Consider the following 23,764-nt stretch of genomic DNA (forward strand, 5'->3'; position numbering starts at 1 on the left):
AGTGTGTGTTGTGAGTGAATGCTTACTATGAGTGACAGCTACCTTTCCTTCGTCAACTCCCCGTGGGGCGGGCGCCTCGCCCGGGCCATCGGCCTGCCGCAGCCGTTGCCGTTGCAGCGCCATCGCAGCGGCCAGCAGGGCCTGGTCAACCCGGTCATCGTCGCCGGGGCAGGGCGGTTATCCACAAAGGTGCAGCAGATTTTTGCCGCCACCGACACCGTCGCGGCCACGCCAGCGACGCTCCGGGCGCCGTCCACGGTCAAGGTGCAGGGCGCGGTGTTCGATGCCACGGCGGTGCTCGATTTGCAGCAGCTCGACGAGCTCTATGTATTCTTCCACGCCAACGCCAAGCGCCTCAGTCAGCATGGCCGCGTGGTGGTGCTGGGCACTGCGCCCGAACATTGCCGGGACTTGCCCCAGGCCATCGCCCAACGCGCCCTCGAAGGCCTGGTGCGCTCGCTGGCCAAGGAACTGCGCCGGGCGATCACCGTGCAATTGATCTACGTGGCGCCGGGCGCCGAAGACGCCCTGGACAGCAGCCTGCGGTTTTTTCTGTCGCGCCGTTCGGCCTATGTGTCCGGGCAGGTCGTGCGCCTGGAAAAACCGGTGGATGGCGAGGTTGCCGTCAACTGGGATAAGCCCTTTGCCGGGCGCCGCGCATTGGTCACCGGCGCCTCGCGTGGGATTGGTTTGGCCATCGCCCAGGTGCTGGCCCGCGACGGCGCCCACGTGGTGTGCGTGGACGTGCCCCAAGCCCATGCAGCGCTGCAGCAGGCCGCCGCCGGTGTCAACGGTTCAGCCTTGCCGCTGGACATCACCGCCCCCGACTCGGCCGCGCTGTTGCAGGCGCACGTCGAACAGTACGGCGCTTTCGATGTGGTGGTGCACAACGCCGGGATCACCCGCGACAAGACCATTGCCAAAATGACCGAGACGGCCTGGCGCAGTGTGCTGGCGGTCAACCTGGAAGCGCCGTTGCAGTTGAGCAGTGCGTTGCTGCACCACCAAGGGTTGAACCCGGGCGGGCGCATTGTGTGCGTGTCGTCGATCTCCGGCATTGCCGGCAACCTGGGGCAAAGCAATTACGCCACCTCCAAGGCGGGTGTGATTGGCTTGGTGCACGGCCTGGCGCCGTTGGCGGCAGCGCAACAGGTCACGGTCAATGCCGTGGCGCCCGGTTTTATCGAGACGCAGATGACCGCCAGGATTCCACTGATGATCCGCGAGGCGGGGCGGCGCATGAACTCGATGTCCCAAGGCGGGCAGCCGATTGATGTGGCCGAGACCATTGCCTGGCTGGCGCACCCGGCGTCCGGCGGGGTCAACGGCCAAGTCGTACGCGTGTGCGGCCAAAGCCTGCTGGGAGCCTGAACCATGGACTACGTGACGCAGATCATCGACCCGCCACCGTCGCGCACCCAGCTGTTGCTCGATGGCGTGCGCGCGCTGCGCAAACCCAAGCTTGACGGTGCGCCGTTGCTGCCCAGGGAATGCCTGGTGCGTTCGGCGGTGGCGCTGTCGGCCGGCGCTATCGCCGCGTATGGCCACGCCTGTGGTTTCTGGCGCGAGCAGGGTGTGCCGCTGTCCTATCCGCACGTGCTGGCGTTCCCGTTGCACCTGATGCTGCTGACCCGGCCGAGCTTTCCGTATCCGGCCAGCGGCATGGTGCACCTGGCCAATCGCATTCATCAGCATCAGCGCTTGCACGAAGGCCAGGCGTTGCGCCTGCAAGTGTGGTGCGAGCGCTGGGTGGCGCACCCCAAAGGCCAGGCGCTGAGTATCGCCACGCGGGCCTACAGCGCCGACGCGCTGGTGTGGCAGAGCGACAGCCTGTACCTGCGCCGTGACGTGAAAGGCCCGGTCGGCGAGCCGTGGGAAGACGCGCTGACGTTGCAGGAAGACGGGCTGTTGTGCAGCCAACGCTGGGCAGTGCCGGCCGACCTGGGCCGGCGTTTTGCCAAGGTGTCAGGGGACTTCAACCCGATTCACACCTCGGTGATCGGCGCCAGAATCTTTGGCTTTCGCCGCGCCATCGCCCATGGCATGTGGACCCTGGGCCGCGCACTCGCCGCTCAGCAACCGCCGGGCGGCCTGGAACACGCCCAGGCGCATTGCGACTTCAAACTGCCGATCTTCCTGCCCGGCCAGGTCACCCTGTGGAATCGCCCCGTGACCGGCCCGCGCGGTGAGTTCGAAGTGCGCAATGCGGCTGGCGATAAACCGCATATGCGTGGGCTTTTTGTCTGGAATGAGAACCGTCAATGAGTGACTACAGCTTCAACCCGGCCCCGACTCGCCGCGTGGCGATTGTCGGCGGCAACCGTATCCCGTTTGCCCGCTCCAACAGCGTGTATGCCCACGACAGCAATCAGGACTTGCTGGTTGCCGCCCTGCAAGGCCTGGTTGACCGCTACAACCTGCACGGCCAGCGCCTGGGCGAGTTTGCCGCGGGCGCGGTGATCAAGCATTCGCGCGATTTCAACCTGGCGCGCGAGTCGCTGCTGTCCACCACATTGTCGCCCCAGACCCCCGCGTATGATGTGCAACAAGCCTGCGGCACGGGCCTTGAAGCGGCGTTGCTGGTGGCGAATAAAATCGCCCTGGGCCAGGTCGACGTCGGCATTGCCGGCGGTTGCGACACCACCTCGGACGCGCCCATCGGCATCAACGAATCCCTGCGCCACACCTTGCTCGCCGCCAACCGCGCCAAGGGCATGGGCGATAAGCTCAAGGCGTTGCTGAAGGTGCGCCCCTCGATGTTGTTCAAGCCGTTGCTGCCGCGCAATGGCGAGCCACGCACTGGCCTGTCGATGGGTGAGCACTGTGAAGCAATGGCCAAGCGCTGGCAGATCAAGCGGCTGGCCCAGGATGAGTTGACCCTGACCAGCCACCAGCGCCTGGATGCCGCTTACACCCGTGGTTTTTTCGACGATCTGATCAGCCCTTATCGCGGCCTTGCGCGCGATAACAACCTGCGGCCTGACGCCAGCCTTGCGAAACTCGCCGGGCTATCCCCAGCCTACGACCGCCACAACGGCACGCTCACGGCGGGCAACTCCACGCCGCTGACCGATGGCGCTTCGGTGGTGCTGTTGGCCAGTGAGGCCTGGGCTGCCGAACAGGGCTTGCCGGTGCTGGCTTACCTGCGTACCGGCGAAACAGCGGCGGTGAATTTTGTCGACGGCACCGAAGGCCTGTTGATGGCCCCGGCCTATGCCGTTCCACGCATGCTCAAGCGTGAAGGCCTGAGCTTTGCCGACTTTGACTTCTTCGAGATCCACGAAGCGTTTGCCGCCCAGGTGCTGTGCACGCTAAAAGCCTGGGAAGACGCCGATTACTGCCGTGAGCGCCTGGGCCTGGACGCACCGCTGGGCGCCATCGACCGCAGCAAAATCAACGTCAACGGTGGTTCGCTTGGCTGCGGCCACCCGTTCGCCGCCACCGGTGGCCGGCAGTTGGCGGCGTTGGCCAAAACCATCCATGACAACGGTGGCGGGCGCGGCTTGATTTCGATCTGCGCGGCGGGCGGGCTGGGTGTTACGGCCATCGTCGAAAAGTAGCGCTATAAAAACAACAACAAGGAGACTGCCATGAACGCTGTAAGCCTGGAACGTACCGAACGGATCTGGTTGAACGCTTACCTGCCCGGCGTGCCGGCGGACATCGAGGCCGGTATCGAGGACTACCCGTCGCTGCGCGAGGTGTTCCTTGAGCACCTGGAGAAATTTCGTGAGCGCGTCGCCTACGTCAGCATCGGCACCGAAATGACCTATGCCGACTGGCAGGTGCAAGGCATCGCGTTTGCCGCGTGGCTGCAGGGCCAGGGCGTGAAGAAGGGCGACCGCGTGGCCTTGATGATGCCCAACTGCTTGCAGTACCCGATCTGCCTGTTGGGTACCATCCTGGCCGGCGCGGTGGTGGTCAACGTCAACCCGCTGTACACCTCCCATGAGCTCAAGCATCTGCTCAAGGACAGCGGCGCCGAGACCGTGGTGATCTTCGAAAACTTCGCCCACACCCTGGAAAAGGTCGTGGCCGGCAGCAGCGTCAAGCGCGTGGTGGTGGCGGCCATTGGCGACTTGCTGGGCGCCTTCAAGGGCGCGGCGATGAATTTCATTTTGCGCAGTGTGCAAAAGCAGGTGCCCGCTTTTAACCTGCCAGGCGCGGTGCGCTTCAATCGGGTGCTGAAACAGGGGCGGGTGTTGAATCACTTTCCGGTGGCCATGAACCTCGACGACCTGGCCTTTTTGCAATACACCGGCGGCACCACCGGGGACGCCAAGGGTGTGATGCTCAGCCACCGCAATATCATCGCCAACCTGTTGCAGGCCAAGGCCTGGGTCGGCGACCAACTGGACCAGGACCAGCAGGAAACCAACGTCACCTTGCTGCCGCTGTACCACATCTTTTCGCTGACGGTGAACTGCCTGATGTTCATGTGCCTGGGCGGGCGCAACATCCTGATCGCCAACCCGCGTGATGTGAAACGCGTGCAGATGATCCTGCGCAAGGAGCGCTTCAACGGCATTGCCGGGGTCAACACGCTGTTTAATGGTTTGCTCGAAAACAAGGCGTTCTGCGCGCGCGACTTTTCCGCCCTGCGCATGGTGATCGCCGGCGGCATGGCCACGCACACGGCGGTGGCCAAGCGCTGGAAGGAAGTCACCGGGCTGCCGATCATCGAGGGTTATGGCCTCACCGAGTGCTCGCCGGTGGTGAGCATCAGCCCGATCAATATCGCCCGCATGCGCGAGATGGAATTCACCGGCAGCATTGGCGTGCCGCTGCCTTCAACCTGGGTGCGTTTTATCCGCGAGGACGGTGAGCTGGCCGACACCGGTGAGCAAGGCGAACTGCAAGTGCGCGGGCCGCAGGTGATGCAGGGTTACTGGAAGCGGCCCAAGGAAACCGCCGAGGTGCTGGATGCCGAGGGCTGGCTGTCGACCGGTGATATCGGTGTGATGGACGAGCGCGGCTATATCCGCCTGGTGGACCGCAAGAAAGACATGATTCTGGTCTCGGGCTTCAATGTGTACCCGAATGAAATCGAAGACGTGGTGGCCATGCACCCGGGCGTGGGTGAGGTGGCGGCAGTCGGCGTGGAAGATGGCGTCACTGGGGAAAGGGTGAAGATCATCGTGGTGCGCAAGGACCCGAACCTTACGCAAGAGCAGATCCTCGCCCATTGCCGCGAATACCTGACGGGTTACAAAGTGCCGCGGTATGTGGAGTTCCGCACCAGCGAGTTGCCCAAGACCACCGTGGGCAAAGTGCTACGCCGCGCCTTGCGCTGATTCGAAGGTAACGACAGCCCAAATGTGGGTTTACACAACAAGCTACGTTGGATGAACACGGTCAATGTGGGAGCGGGCTTGCCCGCGAATACAGTGTGTCAGTTTGCACAGGTGGCACTGACCCACCGCTTTCGCGAGCAAGCCCGCTCCCACAGAGATTGGGTTTACACAGCAGGCTACGTTGGATGAGCGCGGTCAATGTGGGAGCGGGCTTGCCCGCGAATACAGTGTGTCAGTTTGCACAGGTGGCACTGACCCACCGCTTTCGCGAGCAAGCCCGCTCCCACAGGGAGTCAGTGTTTCCAGGCTGCTGGATTGACCAGGTTTTTCGGGCGTTCGCCCGACAGCGCCGCCAGTAGATTGTCCACCGCACACTTGGCCATCGCCTCGCGGGTTTCATGGGTCGCCGAGCCGATGTGCGGCGTGGCCACCACGTTGTTCAAACGCAACAGGGGCGAATCGTGGTTCAACGGCTCACGCTCGAACACGTCCAGGCCCGCTGCCCGAATCGTGCGTTGCTGCAGCGCCTGAACCAGTGCCGCCTCGTCCACTACTTTGCCGCGCGAGATGTTGATAAAGATCGTCTCCGGGCCCATCAGCGCGAACTCTTTAGCGCCGATCAGCTTTTCGGTTTCGGCGGTCAGCGGCAAGGTCAGGCAGACAAAGTCAGCTTCCTTGAGCAAATCGACCAGGCTGCGGTACTGCGCGCCGAAGCGTTCTTCCACCAACGGCTTGGGCGAGTGGCTGTGGTAGATCACCGGCATGCCAAACCCAAAATGCCCGCGTTGGGCCAGGGCTTCGCCGATGCGGCCCATGCCGATGATGCCGAGGGTTTTGCCATGCACGTCGGTGCCGAAATGGGACGGGCCGATGTTCTTGCTCCATTGGCCGGCACGCACCATGTCGGCCAGCTCCACCACCCGGCGCGCGGTGGCCAGGATCAGCGCAAAACCGGTATCGGCGGTGGTTTCGGTGAGCACGTCCGGCGTGTTGCTGAGCAGGATGCCGCGCTGGGTCAGGTAGTCGATGTCGTAGTTGTCGACCCCCACCGAGACGCTGGCCACCGCTTCAAGGTGTGGCGCCAGGTCGAGCAGCTTGGCGTCCAGGCGCAGGCTCGCACCCAGCAGGCCTTGGGCGCGGGGCAAGGCCTCGCGCAGCTTGGCCAGGCCAGGTTCGTCGAGCGCTTCGATCAGCGTGACGTCGGCCTGCTCGTGCAGGTGGGCCATCAAGGGCGCAGAGAGTTTCTTGTATAAAACGACAGACTTTTTCATCGGGTTTTCACCTTCAATCCAAGGGTCGGCATCGGCGCGCGTTCACGGTCGCTGGCGCCGGGCTTGAGGAAAATCGTCAGCACCACCGACAGCATCAGCGCACCGCTCATCAGCAGGTACGAAGCGCCGGGCGAACCGGTGGTGCTGTTGAGGTAACCCACCAGGTACGAACCGCCGAACGAGCCCAGCGCGCCCATGCTGTTGATCAGCGCCATGGCGCCGCCGGCGACGTTGGCCGGCAGGATCTCCGGCACGATGGCAAAAAACGGCCCGTAAGGCGCATACATGCACGCGCCAGCGATGACCAGCAGGCTGTAGGACCACCAGAAGTGTTCGGCGCCCAGTGCGTAGGAGGCATAGAACGCAATGGAGGCAATCAGCAGGGGTGGCCACACAAAACGTTTACGTTTTTGCAGTTTGTCCGAGCCCCAGGACACCGCGAGCATGCCGATCACCGCCGCCAGGTAAGGCAACGCCGACAGCCAGCCGGCTTCGACCATGTCCATTTGCAGGCCGGCCTTGAGGATCGACGGCAGCCACAGCACAAAGCCGTAAACGCCGATGCTCCAGCAGAAAAATTGCAGGGCCAGGATGATCACTTTGGGCGAGCGGAAGGCCTCGGCGTAGTTCTTCACCGCCTTGATCCCGACTTGTTCGGCGGCCAGCGCACTTTCGAGGTCTTTTTTGTGCTGCTCACTCAGCCACTTGGCGTCGGCGGGTTTTTCATCTGCTAGCTTCCACCAGATAAACGCCCAGATCACCGCCGGTATGCCTTCGATGATAAACATCCACCGCCAGCTGAAATGCTGCACCAGGTAGCCCGACACCACTGACATCCACAGCATGGTTACCGGGTTGCCGAGGATCAGAAAGGTGTTGGCGCGCGAGCGTTCGGCACGCGTGAACCAGTGGCACAGGTACACCAGCATCGCGGGCATCACGGCGGCTTCGACCACCCCGAGCATGAAGCGAATGGCGATCAGCATGTAGGCGTTGGACACCACGCCGGTCAGGGTGGCAAGGCCGCCCCAGAGGATCAGGCTGACAAAAATCAGCTTTTTAACGCTGCGCTTTTGCGCGTAGATCGCCCCCGGCACCTGGAAGAAAAAGTAGCCGAGGAAGAACAGCGCGCCCAGCAGCGAGGACATGCCGGGGGTGATCATCAGGTCTTCGGCCATCCCGGAGGCGGCGGCGAAGCCGTAGTTGGCGCGGTCCAGGTACGCCAGGCTGTAGGTGATAAACACGATAGGCATGATGTACCACCAGCGGCGGGTGGCGAGTTTCAAGGTATCCATGGAGTTGCTCCTGAGCTTGTTGTAGTTGTGGCAACAGGGTGTACGTCATGCAACGGATCGAGTGGGTAACTCCGAACGAGTGGGCAAGCCTTCCATGTCGCCGCGGCTCTGCACGGCGCGGCTGCCGATCCAGTTACCGCGCTGTACCGCTTCGGGGAAGCTGAGGTTTTCCAGCAGTGCGCTGATCATGCCGACGGCAAAACCATCGCCGGCGCCGACGGTGTCGACGACTTTTTCCACCGGCACGGCGGCAACGAAGCCCTGGTCCATCTGGGTGCGGTAATAGGCGCCGTCCGGCCCAAGCTTGATGGCCACGGCCTCGGCGCCCTGGTCGAGGTAGAACGCGGCGATGTCGGCCGGGTCTTCGAAGCCTGTGAGCAAGCGACCTTCGCTCAAACCCGGCAAGACCCAATCGGCCATGGCGGCAAGGGCGTTGATTTCGGCGATCATCTGCGCCTGGCTGGCCCATAACGATGGGCGCAGGTTCGGGTCGAACGACACGCTGTGCCCGGCTTTGTGCATCTGCGTCATCAGCTCGCGGGACAGCTCACGGGTGGCCTCGGACAACGCCGGCGGAATGCCGGTGGCGTGCAGGTGACGCGCTTGCAGCAGCGTGGGGCTGATGGCGGCGGTGGACAGGTGGCTGGCCGCCGAGCCTTTGCGAAAGTACTCCACTTGAGGGTCTGCGCCGGCTTCTTCGCGGGACTTGAACTGAAAACCGGTGGGGTGCAAGGGATCGACCGCCACATGCTGGCAATCCAGGCCTTCCTTTTTCAGGGTGTCGACCACAAAACGCCCGAGGGAATCATTCCCCACCCGGCTTAGCCACGCCACATTGAACCCCAGGCGCGACAGGCCAATGGCGACATTGCTGTCGGCGCCGGCAATGCGTTTGTGGAACTGCGCCACCTGGGCCAGATCGCCGGTCTGCTCGGCGACAAACATCGCCATGGTTTCACCAAACGACAGGATATCGATCTCAGACATGGGCATTCTCCGCACGGGGTTGGCCAAGGATGGCGAGGGCGGCGACCTGTTGCGCGGTGACCTCGGTCAGGTCATCGCCTTGCAACGGGAATTCCACGGCCCGGGTAATACCTTGAGTCATATGCTTGAGCAGTTGTTCCCACAGATGCAGGTCTGTGGCGCCGGGCGGCAGGGCCACCAGCTTGCCGTCCTGGCGCCGGGCCACGGCCTTGCAGTGCAGGTAATCCACGTGACGACCGAGCAAACGCGCCGCGGTGAGGGCGGACTGGTCTTGCCATTGCCAGTTGCCGATGTCGAACGTCATCTTGACGGGCAGGCCCAGGCGCTCTACCTCGGTGAAGAACCGCTGCATCGGCTCGATCCGTCCGCCGTGCAGGGTCTGGTCGTTTTCCACCAGCAGTTTGACCGGGTGTCGGTTGAGCAGGGCGTGCAGGCTTTGCAGGTCGTTGGTGTCGGTGAAGTAGCCGAGGGAGACTTTCAGCCAGCGCGCGCCGAATGCCTGGGCGCGGTCCAGGGTGTCATTGAGCTCGGCGTTGGGCTGCGCGCGACCGGCGACCCAGAGCTCCAGCGGCGAGGAGTACACCGATTCCAGGCCATGCGCGGCGGCAGCCTGGGCGAGTGTGGCCGGGTGCTCGGTGGTCAGCAGTTCTTCACGCCATTCGATGCGTTGGGCGCCGGCAGCGCTCAGTACGTCGACAAAACTCAGTTGGCCCTGTTGGCGAACACGCTCGGCGCCGTAGCTGGAAAGGCTGATGGAGACGGGGTATTTGTGCATTGTTGTTTACCTCTGAAACCGGTTTCATTTTTATACGCAAAACAAATGTGGGAGCAGGCTTGCCTGCGATGGCGGTGTGTCAGGCGACTACGGCTTCGCCTGGTAAACCGTCATCGCAGGCAAGCCAGCGCCCACAAGGGATTGTGTGGAACCACGGATGATTAATTCCGGCAAAAAATCCAGGGTGCGCGTCGGCGCATCATCGCCGCGCAGGCGTTTGAGCAAGCAGTCAAAGGCACTGGCGCCAATCGCTTCAGTAGGCTGGGCGAGGGCGGTAATGCCATTGCCCACCAGCGGGTACCAGTCCAGATCATCCAGGGCGATCAGGCCGACATCCTCAAACAGCCGGCAGCCTGAGGCCTTGAGCGCGCGGGTACAGGCCAGCGCGGCGATGCCGTTGGCGCAGAACAGCGCTTTCGGGCCGGGCGTGGCAACGAAGGCCTGCAAGCGGCTTTGCAGCGCGTCGTCCAGCTCCAGCACCGCGCCGGTCAGCCCCGGGCGGCTGGCGATCTCGGCCTTGAAACTGGCCTGGCGCTCCAGGCGTGAGCTGGTGCCATCGGCGGCTTCGCTGACCAGCAACACGTCGCGATAACCCTGCTGTTGCAAGTGTTCGACGGCGATGCGTACCGCTGCGGCGTTGTTTAGCCCCACCAGGTCGCTGTGCAATGGCTCGACCTTGCGGTCCACCAGCACCAGCGGCATTTCCTGCTGCAGTTCCAGCAGTTGGTCAAGGTGATGGCCGAGGGTGTTCACGATCAGCCCTTCGATGTTGTACGAGCGCAGGGCGGCCAGGTGCTGGCGCTCCTGCTCGTCATCGCGGTCGGTGTTGCACACCACCAGGCTGTAGCCGTGCTTGCGGCAGGCGGTTTCGACGCCATGCATCACGGCAATGGAATAGGGGTTGCGGATATCGGCCACCAGCATGCCGATCAAGCGTGTCCGCCCACGTTTCAAGCCACGGGCCATCTGGTTGGGGCGGTAGCCAAGTTCGCTGATGGCCTGTTCGATACGCAGCGCAATGGCGTCGGAGAGCAGGGCGCGGTCATCACCGATAAAGCGCGACACACTGGCTTTGGACACGCCGGCGCGCTCGGCAACATCAAGCATGGTCACGCGGCTGCGCTGGGCGGCGGAAAATGGAGTCACGATAACGGGCCTTTCTTATTGGAATTAGCCGTTTCAGTGCCTGAGAGAAGCTCTGAAACCGGTTTCATAAAATGCCAGGTGGCGCCTTTCGTCAAGGAATATTTAGAAATAGACGCGTGCACAACGCTGAAAAAAACGACGAGTGGATGGGCCTACCTGTTAGTTCTGACAGTATCCGTGTGCAGGCTTTAGGCGTTTAATTTTTCCATGGCAGGCACGAAGGCATTGCTCTCGTGACTCGCCATGCTGAAACTTTTCCTGAGGCCGGAACATGTCGACTATCCGAAAGCCCTACACGCGTTCCCGGCTTTTAACCAGGCAGGCCGTCATAGGCGACGGCTTGGATCCCGCTACGGTTCCAGGTGTTATGACCGCCGATGGCAGAGGGGTCGTGCCACTGCAACTGTTGCTCAGCCCGTTGAAGGTGCGTATTCCCGCGTGGGAGCCGATGCCAACACCCGCCATCCCGGGTGACCCGGCTGACCCGGTGCATACGTGTGAACTTTGGTGGGAGAGCGATGATGGCATCAGGCTTCTCGACCGGTTTCTGATCGGGCCGCCACCGCCGGACATTCCGGCTTTTTTCGAGCGTGAAATCAGCATGCTCAACCTGCGCAGCCGCAGTCGAGTCGCGCGCGTTTACTACACCGTTCGCAACGTCGGCGGGCAGAGCACCAGTTTGCCAGTGACGATCACAATCGACCTGGAACCGCCAAAATTGATCGCGCCGACAGACATGGCACGCTTTGTCGTACCGCCAGAGCCGGCGATCAACGCGCAGTATCTGACAGACCATCAGCCCACGGCGTTTTACATTCCGGTCTACAACGTCGCGGCGCCCAACGACCGTATTGAATTCTTTTTATCCAATTCGCCTGCGCCTCCGTTGAAGCTGGCGGACGGCGGCTCGCTGGTAAATTTCAGCACCACGCCACCCACGGCAACCTTGAACTCGGATGCGTTTCGCGACCTGAACAATGGCCCCGGGTACCTGTTCTATCGGATCTATGACGAGGCCGGTAATTTCAGCACGTTGAGCAGCGGTCTGCCCTTTGTGCTGTCCCTGGGGCTGCCAGCCCCGAGCATTCGTCCGCCGATCTACAACGACGAGTTGATCAAGCGCAATGACGCTCGCGTCGATGAAGGCGGCGGTGTGTTTGTGCGCATAGACAGCTACCCGGGATGGTCCGCAGCTGCCCGGCATGAAGTGATTGTGTATTGGGATGACCGACCCACCACGCGCCGGTTGGTGTCGCAACTGCCGTTCGACGTGGACATCCCCTGGACGGTTCTGCGGGGGCCGAGTCCGGTGCTGGCGGCGCAGACCGTCCCGGTACGCTACGAAATTTATGGCCTCAACCCTGTGCCGACGTCGTCCAAGTCTCTTTCCGTCAATGTGAACCTGACGATCGCCGGCCAGGATCACCCCAATGCACCGGCATTGCTGAACCCGACGTTGGCGCCGGTGGAAATTGTGGGCCGCACAGGCATCAACACGCTGGTTGATGCAGACCGAGGTTACCCGGTTCGCGTGCGAGTGCGGCTGTTTGATACGCCCCGTGTGGGCGACTCGCTGAGCCTGTACTGGAACGGGGCAGGCCCGGTGGCCACCTATGCTGTGGGCACCGCTGATAGTGCCGGTAGCTGGGTGTTTTTCAGCGATGTGCCGTGGTCGGTAATCAGCGGCGCCACTGCCGCGGTGTACGCGGTGCATTACACCACCACCAACGGCTTTAACGAGCAACGCTCCCCCGTTACCAATGTGAATACCCAGCTTGTCCCACTGCCTGCACCGCTTATACAACACACGCTGACCAATGGTTACTTGACCTGCAGTTCGCAAACCAACCCGGTTAACGGGGTGCCGTGGTCAATGTTGAAAGATGGCGTGCGTTGGTTAATAACACCCAACCCCGCGCTACGGGTGGGCGACATGCTCAAGTTCGTGTGGCAAGGCTTCAATGAGAATAACTGGAGCACTATAAATACAAGCGTTGTAGTCAGTCGGTCACTGTTATGGGAGCCCGCACATACAGTGGCCGGCGCAATCATTGTTCTGAATTCGTTTGACGCGACGCTATTGCCGGTGCGCAAGTATGGATCGGCAACCGGCAGTTATGAAGTCTGGCGTGACGGTGTGAAAGTTGGCGAGTCACTCCCGGGACGAGTCAGAGTTGATTTGACTTACGGTACAGGTCGTTATTGTTCTGCAAATGGAATTGTGGCGGGTTGAATCATCGGTGTGTGTCATGTGTACACAAGGTATTTGGTTGTTGCAGTAAAGCTTCGTGGTTGAAAAACAAGATTTATTCAATTGGCGAAGAGCATTGCTAGTCTTAGCCGTTTAACTGTCCGGAGCAAGATAATGGAACTTACAAATAGACAAATCATAGATGCTTTTGTACCCAGGGCGCCCTCCGATTACACACCCGAAAGATTTCAACTGGGCGTGTTTGCTGACCAAGTGATCGGATACACGGGGTTGCTGACGCGTGCGGCTTCAAAAGGACAGTCCACCAATTTGAATATTCCCCTGTGGGACGGCGCCAGTACCGACCCCGCGGCGATGGATGTATTAACGGTCGAGATTGCTCCGTACCTGGACCTGAGTGGTTTGGATGTCGATGCCGAAGATGCCTATTTCGGCTCCAGCAGCACCCGGTTTCAACGCCGACTGACCAGTCAACCCGATCCAGTGCCGGTGGCAATACCGCAAGCCTATCGTCCCCCGGGTGTGTATTTGGTCAGGTATCGGGTGCTCATTGCCGACTCGGGCGTCGATAACTTTTCAGTCCCGCAGCTGCTGGTCGTCGATGAGACGTCGCCCTATGACCGTCCCCGCATCAACCCGCCGGAACCCTCGTTGCCGGTGGGTCTGGTCGGGCCTCTGGACCTTGCCTATATTCAGAGTCAGCCAAACCAGACGGCGCTGTTACCGATTCCCTACGACGCGCAAAACGGCCTGTCCGATGGCGATTACATCGAAATGTTTTTCGGCTCTTCGGATAAGCCTTACGCATTTGCGCCGCCTAACCCGGAAACAAAGTTCCGGGTTGATCCGGCCGTGCCCCTGACTCTCCCGTTGCCGGCAAGTGTTGTGGCGGCTGAACGCCGGGGCAACTTCAGTCTGCGCTATCGCCTGTTCGACGTGGCCGGCAACCCGTCCGAGCTCTCGTACAGCCTGGATTTGGCGGACTTGGCGCAGGCGCCATTGCCCACCGAATTTTCTGCGCCAACTGTTGTACTGGCAGTGCCCGGTGACGGCTTGATTGATCGGGCTGATGTATTGTCCGGAGGCGGCGTACGAGTGCTGGTTCCCAGCTACACGAATGCGCTGCGCCCCACAGATGAAATCGTCGTCGCGCTGAGCTCAACGTTCGCCTCAATCCAGGTCACGGTGCCGCTGGGCACCACTGCATTCCCGGTGCCGGCTCTGTTCACTGCGGCCAATATGGATACGCTGTACGGGCCTCAAACACCCGGCAAGAACCGGGTGCCGGTGACGGCTTCGTACGTCGTGCGTCGCGGCGCCAACACCCATCCGACGCCGCCGTTGGAAACACCGTTCGATCTGGACCTGTCTATCGTGGGGCCGGTGGGGCCGGTGATCGTCGGGCCTGGCAACTTGAATCCCAACCTGTTGCCCGTGGTGGTCCAAGCGATGCGCGCCGGGGGCACATTCGGGCCTGACAACCATTTGGAGGTTGATGACGTAAATCTGGCGGCAAGGGCTCGAATTCCATTGTGGACGACGCCTGCATTGCCGGCCGCATCACTGCCGTTCACGGTGACCTTGAATTATGGTGGCCGTCTGCAAGCGCAGAATATCGTGACCCTGCCTGCCAGTGGGTTCGTGGATTTCACCATTCCCTTCAGTGATATCAGAGCGTTGGGCGGCCCTACGCAGTTGGCGTCTTACACCATCACGTCGGCGGCCAGTGCAAACCCAAGTGTGTCGGTCAATACAACGGTGATCGTCGACTCTGTCATCTTGCGAATGGAAGCACCGAGAGTCCTTAATAATACCGGTACGCTGAACTGCGATACGCTGAGGCCAATTAACAGCGGCAGACTCATCATCCATATTCCAGGCTCGGATTATTTGAGCGCGGGTCAACTTATAAACGTGACGTTCGTCGGGTTCCAGAATAATACCCAGACACCCCCGTCCGTGGTCACGGAATCTAGAACGTTTACCGTGCCCGATGCCACGGCTGCCAATATTGGGTGGGACCTTACATTCGACGTAAGTTCCACGGTCTTGTTTAACCCGATCAACGCCAACCGGTCATTGTTGACCCAAGGCTCGGCAACGGTAACCTTTGATACTCAATATCTGGGGCAAACAGTGCCTTCGCTTCCCGCCAATTATCGGGTGCGGGGTTTCCGTCCGGGCACGGGAAGTTCCAACTATTGCGCCGGCGGCGTTGTGCCCGCTTAGTTTAAAACATTGGGGTAGTTACCAGAGAGGGGCAGAACCCTCTTTGGTATTCCTGGCTTATATTGAATTTTTTAAAGGCGTAGAGGGCGCCACCACCCCACAGCAGTTGTTGATTTTTATCGGATTGATTGGGAGAAATCCTACAGATTTTAAGCGAGTGCTCGTCAATCATGGCGCCGCTTAATGGGCTGGGTCCCACGAGATTTAGAACCCGCCCAATCGTTTCGTGCAGGAACTAGAGGTCCATTATATGTCGGCAGTATTTAACTTCAAACCAACACCCTTGAGCCTTGCGTTGTCAGCCCAGGCCGTCACGTTAATGTTCCTGGTTGCCCCCACTGCGCAAGCGCAAACCCAAGTCATTCTCCCCAACACGTCAATATCGGCCGCTACGCCGATTGATAACTATGTACTGTCCGGCGGATCAAGCCTGATTGCGCACGGTGCGACGACCCGGCAGATTCAAATGGTTAACGCAGGTTTGACGCTGGAGCCGGGCAGCAAAACGTTAGATATTGAAGCCCGACTGCAATCGAAAGTGGTCGTTGATAACTCCCAGGTGACGGCGCGCCCCACGATCACCCAGGCCATTTCGGTCGCGGGCAACAGCAGTGCCTTAATCACCAATAACAGTACGGTCACCAACGCCACGGGTTGGGGTGTGAGTGTCACCCGCACGACAGGCGGCACGGATGGCTCATCCCTCACGGTCAAAGACAGCAGTGTTATCGGTGCAACCCGCGGTATTTCGGCCGCCGGCTACGGCACGGTGAACCTGGACAATGCCCGCGTAGACGCTACGGCTGCGACAGGTGTCGGTTTGGTGCTGCTTAATGCCGACGCCGTGGCGCGCAATAACAGCCGTATTACTGGCGGGGTGAACGGGGTCAATATGCGCATGGAGGGGGACCTGACGCGGACCAACTCCTTGATCCTGGATAATTCCGTGGTCCAGGGCAAAAGCGGTTCAGCCATCCTGGTCAATCCGCCGCTCACCAACAGCACCAAGGCTGATATCCAGGTTCTTAACGGTTCGAACCTGCTCAGCGGTAATGGCGTGCTGCTTCAAGTGGACAATAACTCCAGCGCCAACCTGTTCGTCGACAACAGCCAGTTGATCGGCGACGTGGTCATTGGCGCGGGCAGCACGGGCATGGTGCAACTCAACAACAATGCCTCGCTGACCGGCCAGTTGCGCAATGTCGAGCAACTCGACGTCAACAGCAACGCCCAATGGGTGCTGGTGGGCGACAGCCAGGTCAATACCCTGAAAATGGGCGGCGGCAACGTAGTCTTTGGCGCCCCGGGCCAATTCTTTCAACTGAACACCCATAACCTGACCGGTAACGGCACGTTCAAAATGCACACCAACTTCAACACCGGCGAGACCGACCTGCTGAATGTCAATGGCAACGCCGAAGGTAATCACCAACTGTTGATTGGCGCCAGTGGCTCGGAGTTGGCCACCGGTGAGGCCATCAAAGTGGTACACACCGAAAGCGGCGGCGCGAGGTTCGGGCTGGTGGGCGATACCGTCGATGTCGGCGCTTTCGAATATGGGCTCAAGCAGGAAGGGACCGATTGGTACCTGGATACCGAGAAAAAGGGCACCAGTACCAGCGCTAAAGCCGTGCTGGCATTGGCCAACGCTGCACCTGCGGTACTGGTGGGTGAGTCGAGCATATTGCGCACCCGCATGGGCGAAGTCCGCTTTGGCCAAGGCAAGAGCCAGGGCCTGTGGATGCGCGGCTACGGCAACAAGATTGACGTGGCGGCCAACAGCAACGGCGTGGGCTACTCACAGAACCAGACCGGCCTGACCATCGGTGCCGACACGGCGCTGGATGCGGGTGACGGCCAGTGGACGCTCGGTGTCATGGGTGGTTACAGCAACTCAACCCTGGGCCTGAGCCGTGGCAGCAGCGGTATGGTCAACAGCTACTACCTGGGTACCTATGCAACCTGGCTGGATGAAGAAAGCGGCGTGTACGTGGATCTGGTGGGCAAGGTCAACAAACTCAAAGGCCAAAGCCAGGTCAACATGAGCGACGGCCAACGTGCCAAAGGCAAATACACGCAAGACGCGGTGAGCGCATCTGCCGAGGTGGGCAAAAACATCAAGCTCGACGATGAGGGCCTGTATGTTGAACCGTTTGCCCAGTTGTCCGTCGCCGCCATTGGTGGCGCCAACTACACCATGGACAACGGCCTGAAGGCAAAGAGCGATCGTGCCACGTCAGCCATCGGCAAGGTGGGGGTCACCCTGGGCAAAAATGTCCAGCTGGACAGCGGCAGCATTCTGCAGCCGTACCTGCGGACGGCGGCGGCGCGTGATTTCAGCCCGGACAACCGGGTGTACATCAACGATCAGAGGTTTAATAACAACCTTTCGGGCGCGAGCGTCGAGGTAGCGGGCGGCATGGCTGTTTCGTTGTCGAAAAACCTTAGCCTGCATGCCGAAGTCAGTCACAGCAAAGGCAAGGCATACGACATGCCTTGGGGCGCAACGGCAGGTTTGCAGTACGCCTTCTAAAGTACATGTGCACGAAATAGGGGAAGCCTCGGCTTCCCCTTTTTTTGCCCGTCTGATCAGCACGCTGGGCCTAACTGAACAACCCTGCGGCAATGTTGATCGAAAAACCCAGAATCGCCGTATTGAACAGAAAACCGATCAACGACTGGCCCAGCACCACTTTGCGCAGACCGCGCGTGGCCACACCCACATCGGCTGTTTGCACCGCCACGCCGATGGTGAACGAGAAGTAGAGGAAGTCCCAGTAGTTGGGGTTGCGCAACCCTTCGGCAAAACGCAACGCCGGCTCCTCGCCCTCCCAGGTGTAGAAAAGGCGTGCGTAGTGCACGCTGAAAATCACCCCGGTCAGCAACCATGAGCCGACCACTGTCATGCCGGTAAAGCCGTAATGCAGCAGGCGCGCCGTGCTGTCGAGGTCTTTGCTGCCCACCAGGTTCACCGTGATGGTCGCAAGGCTGGCAATCGCCGCGATGCACACCATGAACAGCACCAGCCCGGCGTTTTCGTCTTCGATCTCGGCGATGCGTTTTACGTCGTCGGCGCGAGCACGGGTCGCCAGCCACAGCATCAGCAACAGGTAGGTCCAGACGCCGGCGTTCCAGCCGATGAGGATTTTGCTGATCAGCGTATCGGCAGGCGCCAGAATGCCTACGGCAAGACCGAGTACGGCGGCGGATGAAAGGCGAGGGTGGGTGCGGGCGAGGAAGGCCATAGGTGCTCACAACAAGAGAGGTTGTGAGCACCATAGCGCATTTTCGGACGGGTTATGGACGCTTGCGCACCCACTTCATGACGACCACAAAGAACACCGGCACAAACACCACTGCCAGTGTTGCGGTGATCATCCCGCCGATCACCCCGGTGCCAATGGCTTGCTGGCTGGCGGAGCTGGCGCCGGTGGCAATCGCCAGCGGCACCACGCCGAGGATAAACGCCAGCGACGTCATGATGATCGGCCGCAGGCGCAGGCGCGCGGCTTTCAAGGTGGCGTCGATCAGGTCCTCGCCTTGCTCATACAAATCCTTGGCAAATTCGATGATCAGGATCGCGTTCTTTGCCGACAAGCCGATGATGGTGATCAAGCCGACCTTGAAAAACACATCGTTAGGCATGCCGCGCAAACTCACCGCCAATACCGCGCCGAGCACGCCCAGCGGCACCACCAGCAACACCGAGGTCGGGATCGACCAACTTTCATACAGCGCCGCCAGGCACAGGAACACGATCAGCAGCGACAGGCCCAACAGCAACGGCGCCTGGGAACCGGACAGACGCTCCTGCAGCGACAAACCGGTCCATTCCTGGCCCAGCCCTGCGGGCAGTTGGCTGACCAGGCGCTGGATTTCTTCCATGGCCTCACCCGTGCTGTGCCCTGGCGCCGCTTCGCCGCTGATGGCGATGGCGGGGTAGCCGTTGTAGCGGGTCAGCTGCGCAGGGCCCTGGGTCCATTTGGCTTCGACAAATGCCGATAACGGCACCATCTTGCCGGCGTTGTTGCGCACATTGATCTTCAACAAATCCGCCACCTGACTGCGCTGATCGCCTTCGGCCTGCACCACCACCCGTTGCATACGGCCCTGGTTGGGGAAGTCGTTGATGTAGGCCGAGCCGATGGCTGAAGACAACACATTACCGACGTCAGCAAAGGAAACCCCCAGTGCATTGGCCTGCTTGCGGTCTACTTCCAACTGCACTTGTGGCGCCTCGGCCAGAGCGCTTTCACGCACATTGGCCAGGATCGGGTTTTTCTCGGCGGCCGCCAGCAGCTCAGTACGCGCCGCCATCAAGGCGGCATGGCCGACACCGCCACGGTCCTGCAACCGGAACTCGAAACCGCTCGAGGTGCCCAGGCCGTCCACCGGCGGCGGCAGGATCGCATAGGCAATCGCATCCTTGAGCTCGCTGAACGCGGCGTTGGCGCGGTCGGCAATTGCCGCCGCCGAATCGGCGCTGCTGCGTTTGGACCAGTCCTTGAGCGTGGTAAATGCCAGCGCCGCGTTCTGCCCGGAGCCAGAGAAACTGAAGCCCATGATCATGGTCGTATCGCCCACCCCTGGCTCCTGGGCGTTATGCGCCTCGATCTGCTCGGCTACCTGCACCGTGCGGTTCTTGCTCGCGCCCGGTGGCAGCTGGATATCGGTGATGGTGTAACCCTGGTCTTCCACCGGCAGGAACGAGGAGGGCAGACGGCTGAACATCCAGCCCAGGCCCACCAGCAGCACCAGATAGATCAGCAGGTAACGACCACTGCGTTTGAGGGCGTAGGCCACCCAGCCTTCATAACGGTCGGTGAGGCGTTCAAAACGCGTATTGAACCAACCAAAGAAACCGCCCTTGGCGTGGTGCTCGCCCTTGGCAATCGGCTTGAGCAAAGTGGCGCACAGGGCGGGGGTCAGGGTCAAAGCCAGGAACGCCGAGAACAGAATCGAGGTGGCCATCGACAGCGAAAACTGCTGGTAAATCACGCCCACCGAGCCCGGCATAAAGGCCATCGGCAGGAACACCGCGACCAGCACCAAAGTGATGCCGACGATGGCCCCGGTGATCTGGCCCATGGCTTTACGCGTGGCCTCCTTGGGCGACAGGCCCTCGGTGGCCATGATGCGCTCGACGTTTTCGACCACCACAATGGCATCGTCCACCAGAATGCCGATGGCCAACACCATGCCGAACATGGTCAGCACGTTGATCGAAAACCCCAGCAACAGCATGGTCGCGAAAGTGCCCATCAGCGCGATCGGCACCACCAGCGTCGGGATCAGCGTGTAGCGCACGTTCTGCAGAAACAGGAACATCACCGCAAACACCAGCGCCATGGCTTCCAGCAAGGTGTAAATCACTTTAGTGATCGAGACTTTGACGAAGGGCGAGGTGTCGTACGGAATCTTGTACTCCACATTGGCCGGGAAGTAGCGCGACAGCTCATCCATCTTCGCCCGCACCAACGTCGCGGTGTTCAGCGCGTTGGCGCCCGGCGACAGCTGCACACTGACAGCGGTGGACGGCTTGCCGTTCAGGCGTGTGGAAAACTGATATTCCTGGCTGCCGATTTCCACCCGCGCCACATCGCCGATGCGCACGGTGGAGCCGTCCGGGTTGGCCTTGAGCACGATGTCGGCGAACTCCGCCGGCGTCGACAGCTGGCCTTTGACCAGAATGGCGGCGGTGATTTCCTGGGTGTGGGTGCCCGGCAAATCACCGATGCTGCCGGCCGAGACCTGCGCGTTCTGCGCGCTGATCGCGGCGTTGACGTCGGCCGGCGTAAGGTTGAAGCCAATCAGTTTCTGCGGGTCGATCCAGATACGCATCGCACGCTCGGCGCTATACAGCTGCGCCTTGCCCACGCCCTCGATGCGCTTGAGCTCGTTCATCACGTTGCGCGCCAGGTAATCGCTGAGCGCAACGTCATCGAGCTTGCCGTCGCTGGAGGTCAATGTCACCAGCAGCAGGAAACCGGCGGAGACTTTCTCCACCTGCAAGCCTTGTTGGGTCACCGCTTGCGGCAGGCGCGGCTCTACCGCCTTCAGACGGTTTTGCACATCGACCTGGGCCATTTCCGGGTCGGTGCCCGGCTGGAACGTCGCGGTGATGGTCGCCGAGCCCAGGCTGCTCTGGGATTCGAAATACAGCAGATGATCGGCACCGTTGAGTTCCTGCTCGATCAGGCTGACCACGCTTTCGTCCAGGGTCTGGGCCGAGGCGCCCGGGTACACCGCGTAGATTTCCACCTTCGGCGGCGCGACGTTGGGGTACTGGGCCACCGGCAACTGCGGAATGGCGAGCGCGCCGGCCAGCAGGATAAACAGGGCGACCACCCAGGCGAAGATCGGGCGGTCAATGAAGAACTGCGGCATTGTCAGGTATTCCTTTGCTTAGCGGACCGAGGCCTGGGCATTCGGCGCGGGGCTGTCGTCCACTTCGACTTTTTCACCGGGGCGCGCGTGTTGCAGGCCCTCGACGATGATGCGGTCACCGGGTTTGAGGCCGTTGCTGACGATCCAGCGATCCTCGATCACCGCGCCCAGCTCCACCGGTTGCTGGCTGACGACCTGTTCGGCGTCCAGCAAGAGCACCATCGGGATGCCGGCGCTGTCACGGGTAATGGCGCGTTGCGGCACGCTGATGCCCTGTTTGTCCACTGCCTGTTCCAGGCGCACGCGTACAAAGCTGCCGGGCAACAGGTCGAGGTCCGGGTTGGGGAACTCGCTGCGCAGGATGATCTGCCCGGTGCCGGGGTCGACGCTGATTTCGGCAAACAGCAATTTGCCCGGCAGCGGGTACAGGCTGCCGTCGTCCTCGATCAGCGTGGCCTTGGCCTGGTCCTGGCCGACCTGCTTCAAGCTACCGGCACGGAAGGCCCGGCGCAGGTCGTTCAACTCGCGGGTGGACTGGGTCAGGTCGGCGTGGATCGGGTCCAGTTGCTGGATGATCGCCAGCGGCGTGGCTTCGTTTTGCCCGACCAGCGCGCCCTCGGTGACCAGCGCGCGGCCGATGCGCCCGGAGATCGGCGCGGTCACGGTGGCGTAGCCCAGGTTGAGTTTGGCGCGCTCGACGGCGGCTTTGTTGGCGGCGACTTCGGCATTGGTCTGGCGCACGGCGGCGCGGGCATTGTCGTAATCCTGGCCGCTGATGGCGTTGCCTTCGACCAACTGGCTGTAGCGCTGCTCCTGCAGACGCGCCTGGAAAGCGTTGGCCTGCGCCTTGCTCAGGTTGGCCTGGGCGCTGTCCAGGTCGGCTTTGAACGGGGCGGGGTCGATGCGAAACAGCACGTCGCCCTGTTTCACGTCGTGACCTTCCTTGAACACGCGCTGCATGACCACACCGGCCACCCGTGCGCGCACTTCGGCAATACGCGGCGCGGCGATCCGCCCGCTCAGTTCACTGCTGATCGAGAGAGGCTTGGCTTGCAGGGTCTCGATGCGGACTTTGGCCAGCGGCATTGGCGGCGCCTCGTCCGCCGACTGGCCACACGCGCTCAGGGCGAGCGCCAGGGCCAGCAGGCAAAACGGCGCAAACAGATTCTTCGACATGCTCATATCCCAATATTGACTGGCGCATCCTAAAGACACCTGCGCCGTGGTGCTGTGAAGCTGTGTAGCTCGTCTGTGAAGAAATGTAAGGCGCGACCCATAGTCGCCTGAGGGCGTATATCCTTGCACAATCCTGCAAACAGCAAAGATCAAATGTGGGAGGGGGCTTGCCCCCGATGGCGGTGGATCAGCCAATCAATCTAGCCACTGAACCACCGCTTTCGCGAGCAAACCCGCTCCCACATTGGGTTTCTGTACACCTGATGAACTGCATTATTTGGAAACACCATGCCCAACATCCTCCTGGTGGAAGACGACGCCGCACTCTCCGAGCTGATTGCCAGCTACCTGGAGCGCAATGGCTACCATGTCAGTGTGCTCAGCCGTGGCGACCACGTGCGCGAACGCGCGCGCCTCAACCCGCCGGACCTGGTGATCCTCGACCTGATGTTGCCCGGCCTCGATGGCCTGCAGGTGTGCCGCTTGCTGCGCGCAGACTCGGCGGGCTTGCCGATCCTGATGCTGACTGCGCGCGACGACAGTCACGATCAGGTGCTGGGCCTGGAAATGGGCGCCGACGACTATGTCACCAAGCCGTGCGAGCCACGCGTGCTGCTCGCCCGTGTGCGCACTTTGCTGCGCCGCAGCAGCCTGTCCGAACCTCAGATGGCCAACGACCAGATCGTCATGGGCAACCTGTGCATCGACCTGTCGGAGCGCACCGTGACCTGGCGCGAGCAGGCCGTCGAACTGTCCAGCGGTGAATACAACCTGCTGGTGGTGCTGGCCCGGCACGCCGGTGAAGTGCTCAGCCGCGACCAGATCCTGCAGCGCCTGCGCGGTATTGAGTTCAACGGCACCGACCGCTCGGTGGACGTGGCCATCTCCAAGCTGCGCCGCAAGTTCGACGATCACGCGGGCGAGGCGCGCAAGATCAAGACCGTGTGGGGCAAGGGCTACCTGTTCAGCCGTTCCGAGTGGGAATGCTGATC

At 61.4% G+C, this 23,764-nt stretch carries 16 protein-coding genes; 8 read left to right on the forward strand and 8 right to left on the reverse strand.

Annotated elements, in window-relative coordinates; genetic code table 11:
* Window positions 1-27: 27 nt before the first annotated feature.
* The 4 genes from AACU78_RS22345 to AACU78_RS22360 are packed head-to-tail and all read left to right on the forward strand — an operon-like array spanning window position 28 to window position 5,294.
* On the forward strand, window positions 28-1,371 hold the full coding sequence (locus tag AACU78_RS22345) for a 3-oxoacyl-ACP reductase (protein WP_106577851.1): 1,344 nt from the start codon (window positions 28-30) through the stop codon (window positions 1,369-1,371).
* Window positions 1,372-1,374: 3 nt separating this feature from the next.
* Entirely contained in the window at window positions 1,375-2,265 is an 891-nt protein-coding gene (locus AACU78_RS22350) for a MaoC family dehydratase (protein ID WP_106577852.1), read from the forward strand.
* Window positions 2,262-3,560 (forward strand): acetyl-CoA C-acetyltransferase, encoded by a 1,299-nt coding sequence (locus tag AACU78_RS22355; RefSeq protein ID WP_106577853.1) that lies wholly within the window; start codon window positions 2,262-2,264, stop codon window positions 3,558-3,560. The genes AACU78_RS22350 and AACU78_RS22355 overlap by 4 nt, the downstream gene beginning before the upstream one ends.
* Window positions 3,561-3,590: 30 nt before the next feature.
* Window positions 3,591-5,294, forward strand: coding sequence for an AMP-binding protein (locus AACU78_RS22360; protein ID WP_106577854.1), 1,704 nt, complete (start codon window positions 3,591-3,593; stop codon window positions 5,292-5,294).
* Between the two features lie 293 nt (window positions 5,295-5,587).
* Here the strand turns inward: AACU78_RS22360 and AACU78_RS22365 are convergent, their stop codons facing one another.
* The 5 genes from AACU78_RS22365 to AACU78_RS22385 all read right to left on the reverse strand — a co-directional run bounded on the left by AACU78_RS22365 (window position 5,588) and on the right by AACU78_RS22385 (window position 10,768).
* A complete protein-coding gene (locus AACU78_RS22365; protein WP_106577855.1) occupies window positions 5,588-6,565 on the reverse strand; it encodes a 2-hydroxyacid dehydrogenase in 978 nt (325 codons plus the stop codon).
* Window positions 6,562-7,860, reverse strand: a complete 1,299-nt coding sequence (locus tag AACU78_RS22370; protein ID WP_106577856.1) for an MFS transporter — start codon at window positions 7,858-7,860, stop codon at window positions 6,562-6,564. The genes AACU78_RS22365 and AACU78_RS22370 overlap by 4 nt, the downstream gene beginning before the upstream one ends.
* Before the next feature lie 45 nt (window positions 7,861-7,905).
* Window positions 7,906-8,847, reverse strand: coding sequence for a sugar kinase (locus tag AACU78_RS22375; RefSeq protein WP_106577857.1), 942 nt, complete (start codon window positions 8,845-8,847; stop codon window positions 7,906-7,908).
* Window positions 8,840-9,622, reverse strand: a complete 783-nt coding sequence (locus AACU78_RS22380) for a sugar phosphate isomerase/epimerase family protein (RefSeq protein WP_106577858.1) — start codon at window positions 9,620-9,622, stop codon at window positions 8,840-8,842. Before AACU78_RS22380 ends, AACU78_RS22375 begins: the two co-directional genes overlap by 8 nt.
* An 87-nt stretch (window positions 9,623-9,709) precedes the next feature.
* Window positions 9,710-10,768 carry a LacI family DNA-binding transcriptional regulator gene (locus tag AACU78_RS22385; protein WP_106577859.1) on the reverse strand — a complete coding sequence of 353 codons (1,059 nt, stop codon included), beginning with the start codon at window positions 10,766-10,768 and terminating at the stop codon, window positions 9,710-9,712.
* A 367-nt stretch (window positions 10,769-11,135) separates the two neighbouring features.
* Between AACU78_RS22385 and AACU78_RS22390 the strand changes: the two genes are divergently transcribed.
* The 3 genes from AACU78_RS22390 to AACU78_RS22400 all read left to right on the forward strand — a co-directional run bounded on the left by AACU78_RS22390 (window position 11,136) and on the right by AACU78_RS22400 (window position 17,742).
* Complete coding sequence (locus AACU78_RS22390) at window positions 11,136-13,001, forward strand: hypothetical protein (RefSeq protein WP_256586966.1); 1,866 nt, start codon at window positions 11,136-11,138, stop codon at window positions 12,999-13,001.
* A gap of 132 nt (window positions 13,002-13,133) precedes the next feature.
* A complete protein-coding gene (locus AACU78_RS22395) occupies window positions 13,134-15,209 on the forward strand; it encodes a hypothetical protein (protein WP_256586967.1) in 2,076 nt (691 codons plus the stop codon).
* Between the two features lie 250 nt (window positions 15,210-15,459).
* Window positions 15,460-17,742 carry an autotransporter outer membrane beta-barrel domain-containing protein gene (locus AACU78_RS22400; protein ID WP_256586968.1) on the forward strand — a complete coding sequence of 761 codons (2,283 nt, stop codon included), beginning with the start codon at window positions 15,460-15,462 and terminating at the stop codon, window positions 17,740-17,742.
* A gap of 70 nt (window positions 17,743-17,812) precedes the next feature.
* On the opposite strand, the gene AACU78_RS22405 is transcribed toward AACU78_RS22400, so the two are convergent.
* From AACU78_RS22405 to AACU78_RS22415, 3 genes are read right to left on the reverse strand one after another with little or no spacing between them, the layout of a single operon-like run.
* The gene (locus AACU78_RS22405) at window positions 17,813-18,454 is read right to left on the reverse strand and encodes a DUF1345 domain-containing protein (protein ID WP_106577860.1); all 642 of its coding nucleotides are present in this window, start codon (window positions 18,452-18,454) and stop codon (window positions 17,813-17,815) included.
* Window positions 18,455-18,506: 52 nt separating this feature from the next.
* Window positions 18,507-21,596, reverse strand: coding sequence for an efflux RND transporter permease subunit (locus AACU78_RS22410; RefSeq protein ID WP_106577861.1), 3,090 nt, complete (start codon window positions 21,594-21,596; stop codon window positions 18,507-18,509).
* 18 nt (window positions 21,597-21,614) lie between these two features.
* On the reverse strand, window positions 21,615-22,772 hold the full coding sequence (locus AACU78_RS22415) for an efflux RND transporter periplasmic adaptor subunit (RefSeq protein WP_106578151.1): 1,158 nt from the start codon (window positions 22,770-22,772) through the stop codon (window positions 21,615-21,617).
* A gap of 288 nt (window positions 22,773-23,060) precedes the next feature.
* Here AACU78_RS22415 and AACU78_RS22420 point away from each other — a divergent pair, with 288 nt between their 5' ends.
* Window positions 23,061-23,762 carry a response regulator transcription factor gene (locus tag AACU78_RS22420; RefSeq protein WP_106577862.1) on the forward strand — a complete coding sequence of 234 codons (702 nt, stop codon included), beginning with the start codon at window positions 23,061-23,063 and terminating at the stop codon, window positions 23,760-23,762.
* Window positions 23,763-23,764: the final 2 nt, after the last annotated feature.

Source organism: Pseudomonas sp. R9.37, assembly GCF_963878885.1.
Taxonomy (GTDB): Bacteria; Pseudomonadota; Gammaproteobacteria; order Pseudomonadales; family Pseudomonadaceae; genus Aquipseudomonas.

Excerpts from the sequence above, each read along its gene's own strand:
- AACU78_RS22345 (WP_106577851.1), top strand. The coding sequence starts at position 28 with ATGAGTGACAGCTACCTTTCCTTCGTCAACTCCCCGTGGGGCGGGCGC.
- AACU78_RS22350 (WP_106577852.1), top strand. The coding sequence starts at position 1,375 with ATGGACTACGTGACGCAGATCATCGACCCGCCACCGTCGCGCACCCAG.
- AACU78_RS22355 (WP_106577853.1), top strand. The coding sequence starts at position 2,262 with ATGAGTGACTACAGCTTCAACCCGGCCCCGACTCGCCGCGTGGCGATT.
- AACU78_RS22360 (WP_106577854.1), top strand. The coding sequence starts at position 3,591 with ATGAACGCTGTAAGCCTGGAACGTACCGAACGGATCTGGTTGAACGCT.
- AACU78_RS22365 (WP_106577855.1), bottom strand. The coding sequence starts at position 6,565 with ATGAAAAAGTCTGTCGTTTTATACAAGAAACTCTCTGCGCCCTTGATG.
- AACU78_RS22370 (WP_106577856.1), bottom strand. The coding sequence starts at position 7,860 with ATGGATACCTTGAAACTCGCCACCCGCCGCTGGTGGTACATCATGCCT.
- AACU78_RS22375 (WP_106577857.1), bottom strand. The coding sequence starts at position 8,847 with ATGTCTGAGATCGATATCCTGTCGTTTGGTGAAACCATGGCGATGTTT.
- AACU78_RS22380 (WP_106577858.1), bottom strand. The coding sequence starts at position 9,622 with ATGCACAAATACCCCGTCTCCATCAGCCTTTCCAGCTACGGCGCCGAG.
- AACU78_RS22390 (WP_256586966.1), top strand. The coding sequence starts at position 11,136 with ATGACCGCCGATGGCAGAGGGGTCGTGCCACTGCAACTGTTGCTCAGC.
- AACU78_RS22395 (WP_256586967.1), top strand. The coding sequence starts at position 13,134 with ATGGAACTTACAAATAGACAAATCATAGATGCTTTTGTACCCAGGGCG.
- AACU78_RS22400 (WP_256586968.1), top strand. The coding sequence starts at position 15,460 with ATGTCGGCAGTATTTAACTTCAAACCAACACCCTTGAGCCTTGCGTTG.
- AACU78_RS22405 (WP_106577860.1), bottom strand. The coding sequence starts at position 18,454 with ATGGCCTTCCTCGCCCGCACCCACCCTCGCCTTTCATCCGCCGCCGTA.
- AACU78_RS22410 (WP_106577861.1), bottom strand. The coding sequence starts at position 21,596 with ATGCCGCAGTTCTTCATTGACCGCCCGATCTTCGCCTGGGTGGTCGCC.
- AACU78_RS22415 (WP_106578151.1), bottom strand. The coding sequence starts at position 22,772 with ATGTCGAAGAATCTGTTTGCGCCGTTTTGCCTGCTGGCCCTGGCGCTC.
- AACU78_RS22420 (WP_106577862.1), top strand. The coding sequence starts at position 23,061 with ATGCCCAACATCCTCCTGGTGGAAGACGACGCCGCACTCTCCGAGCTG.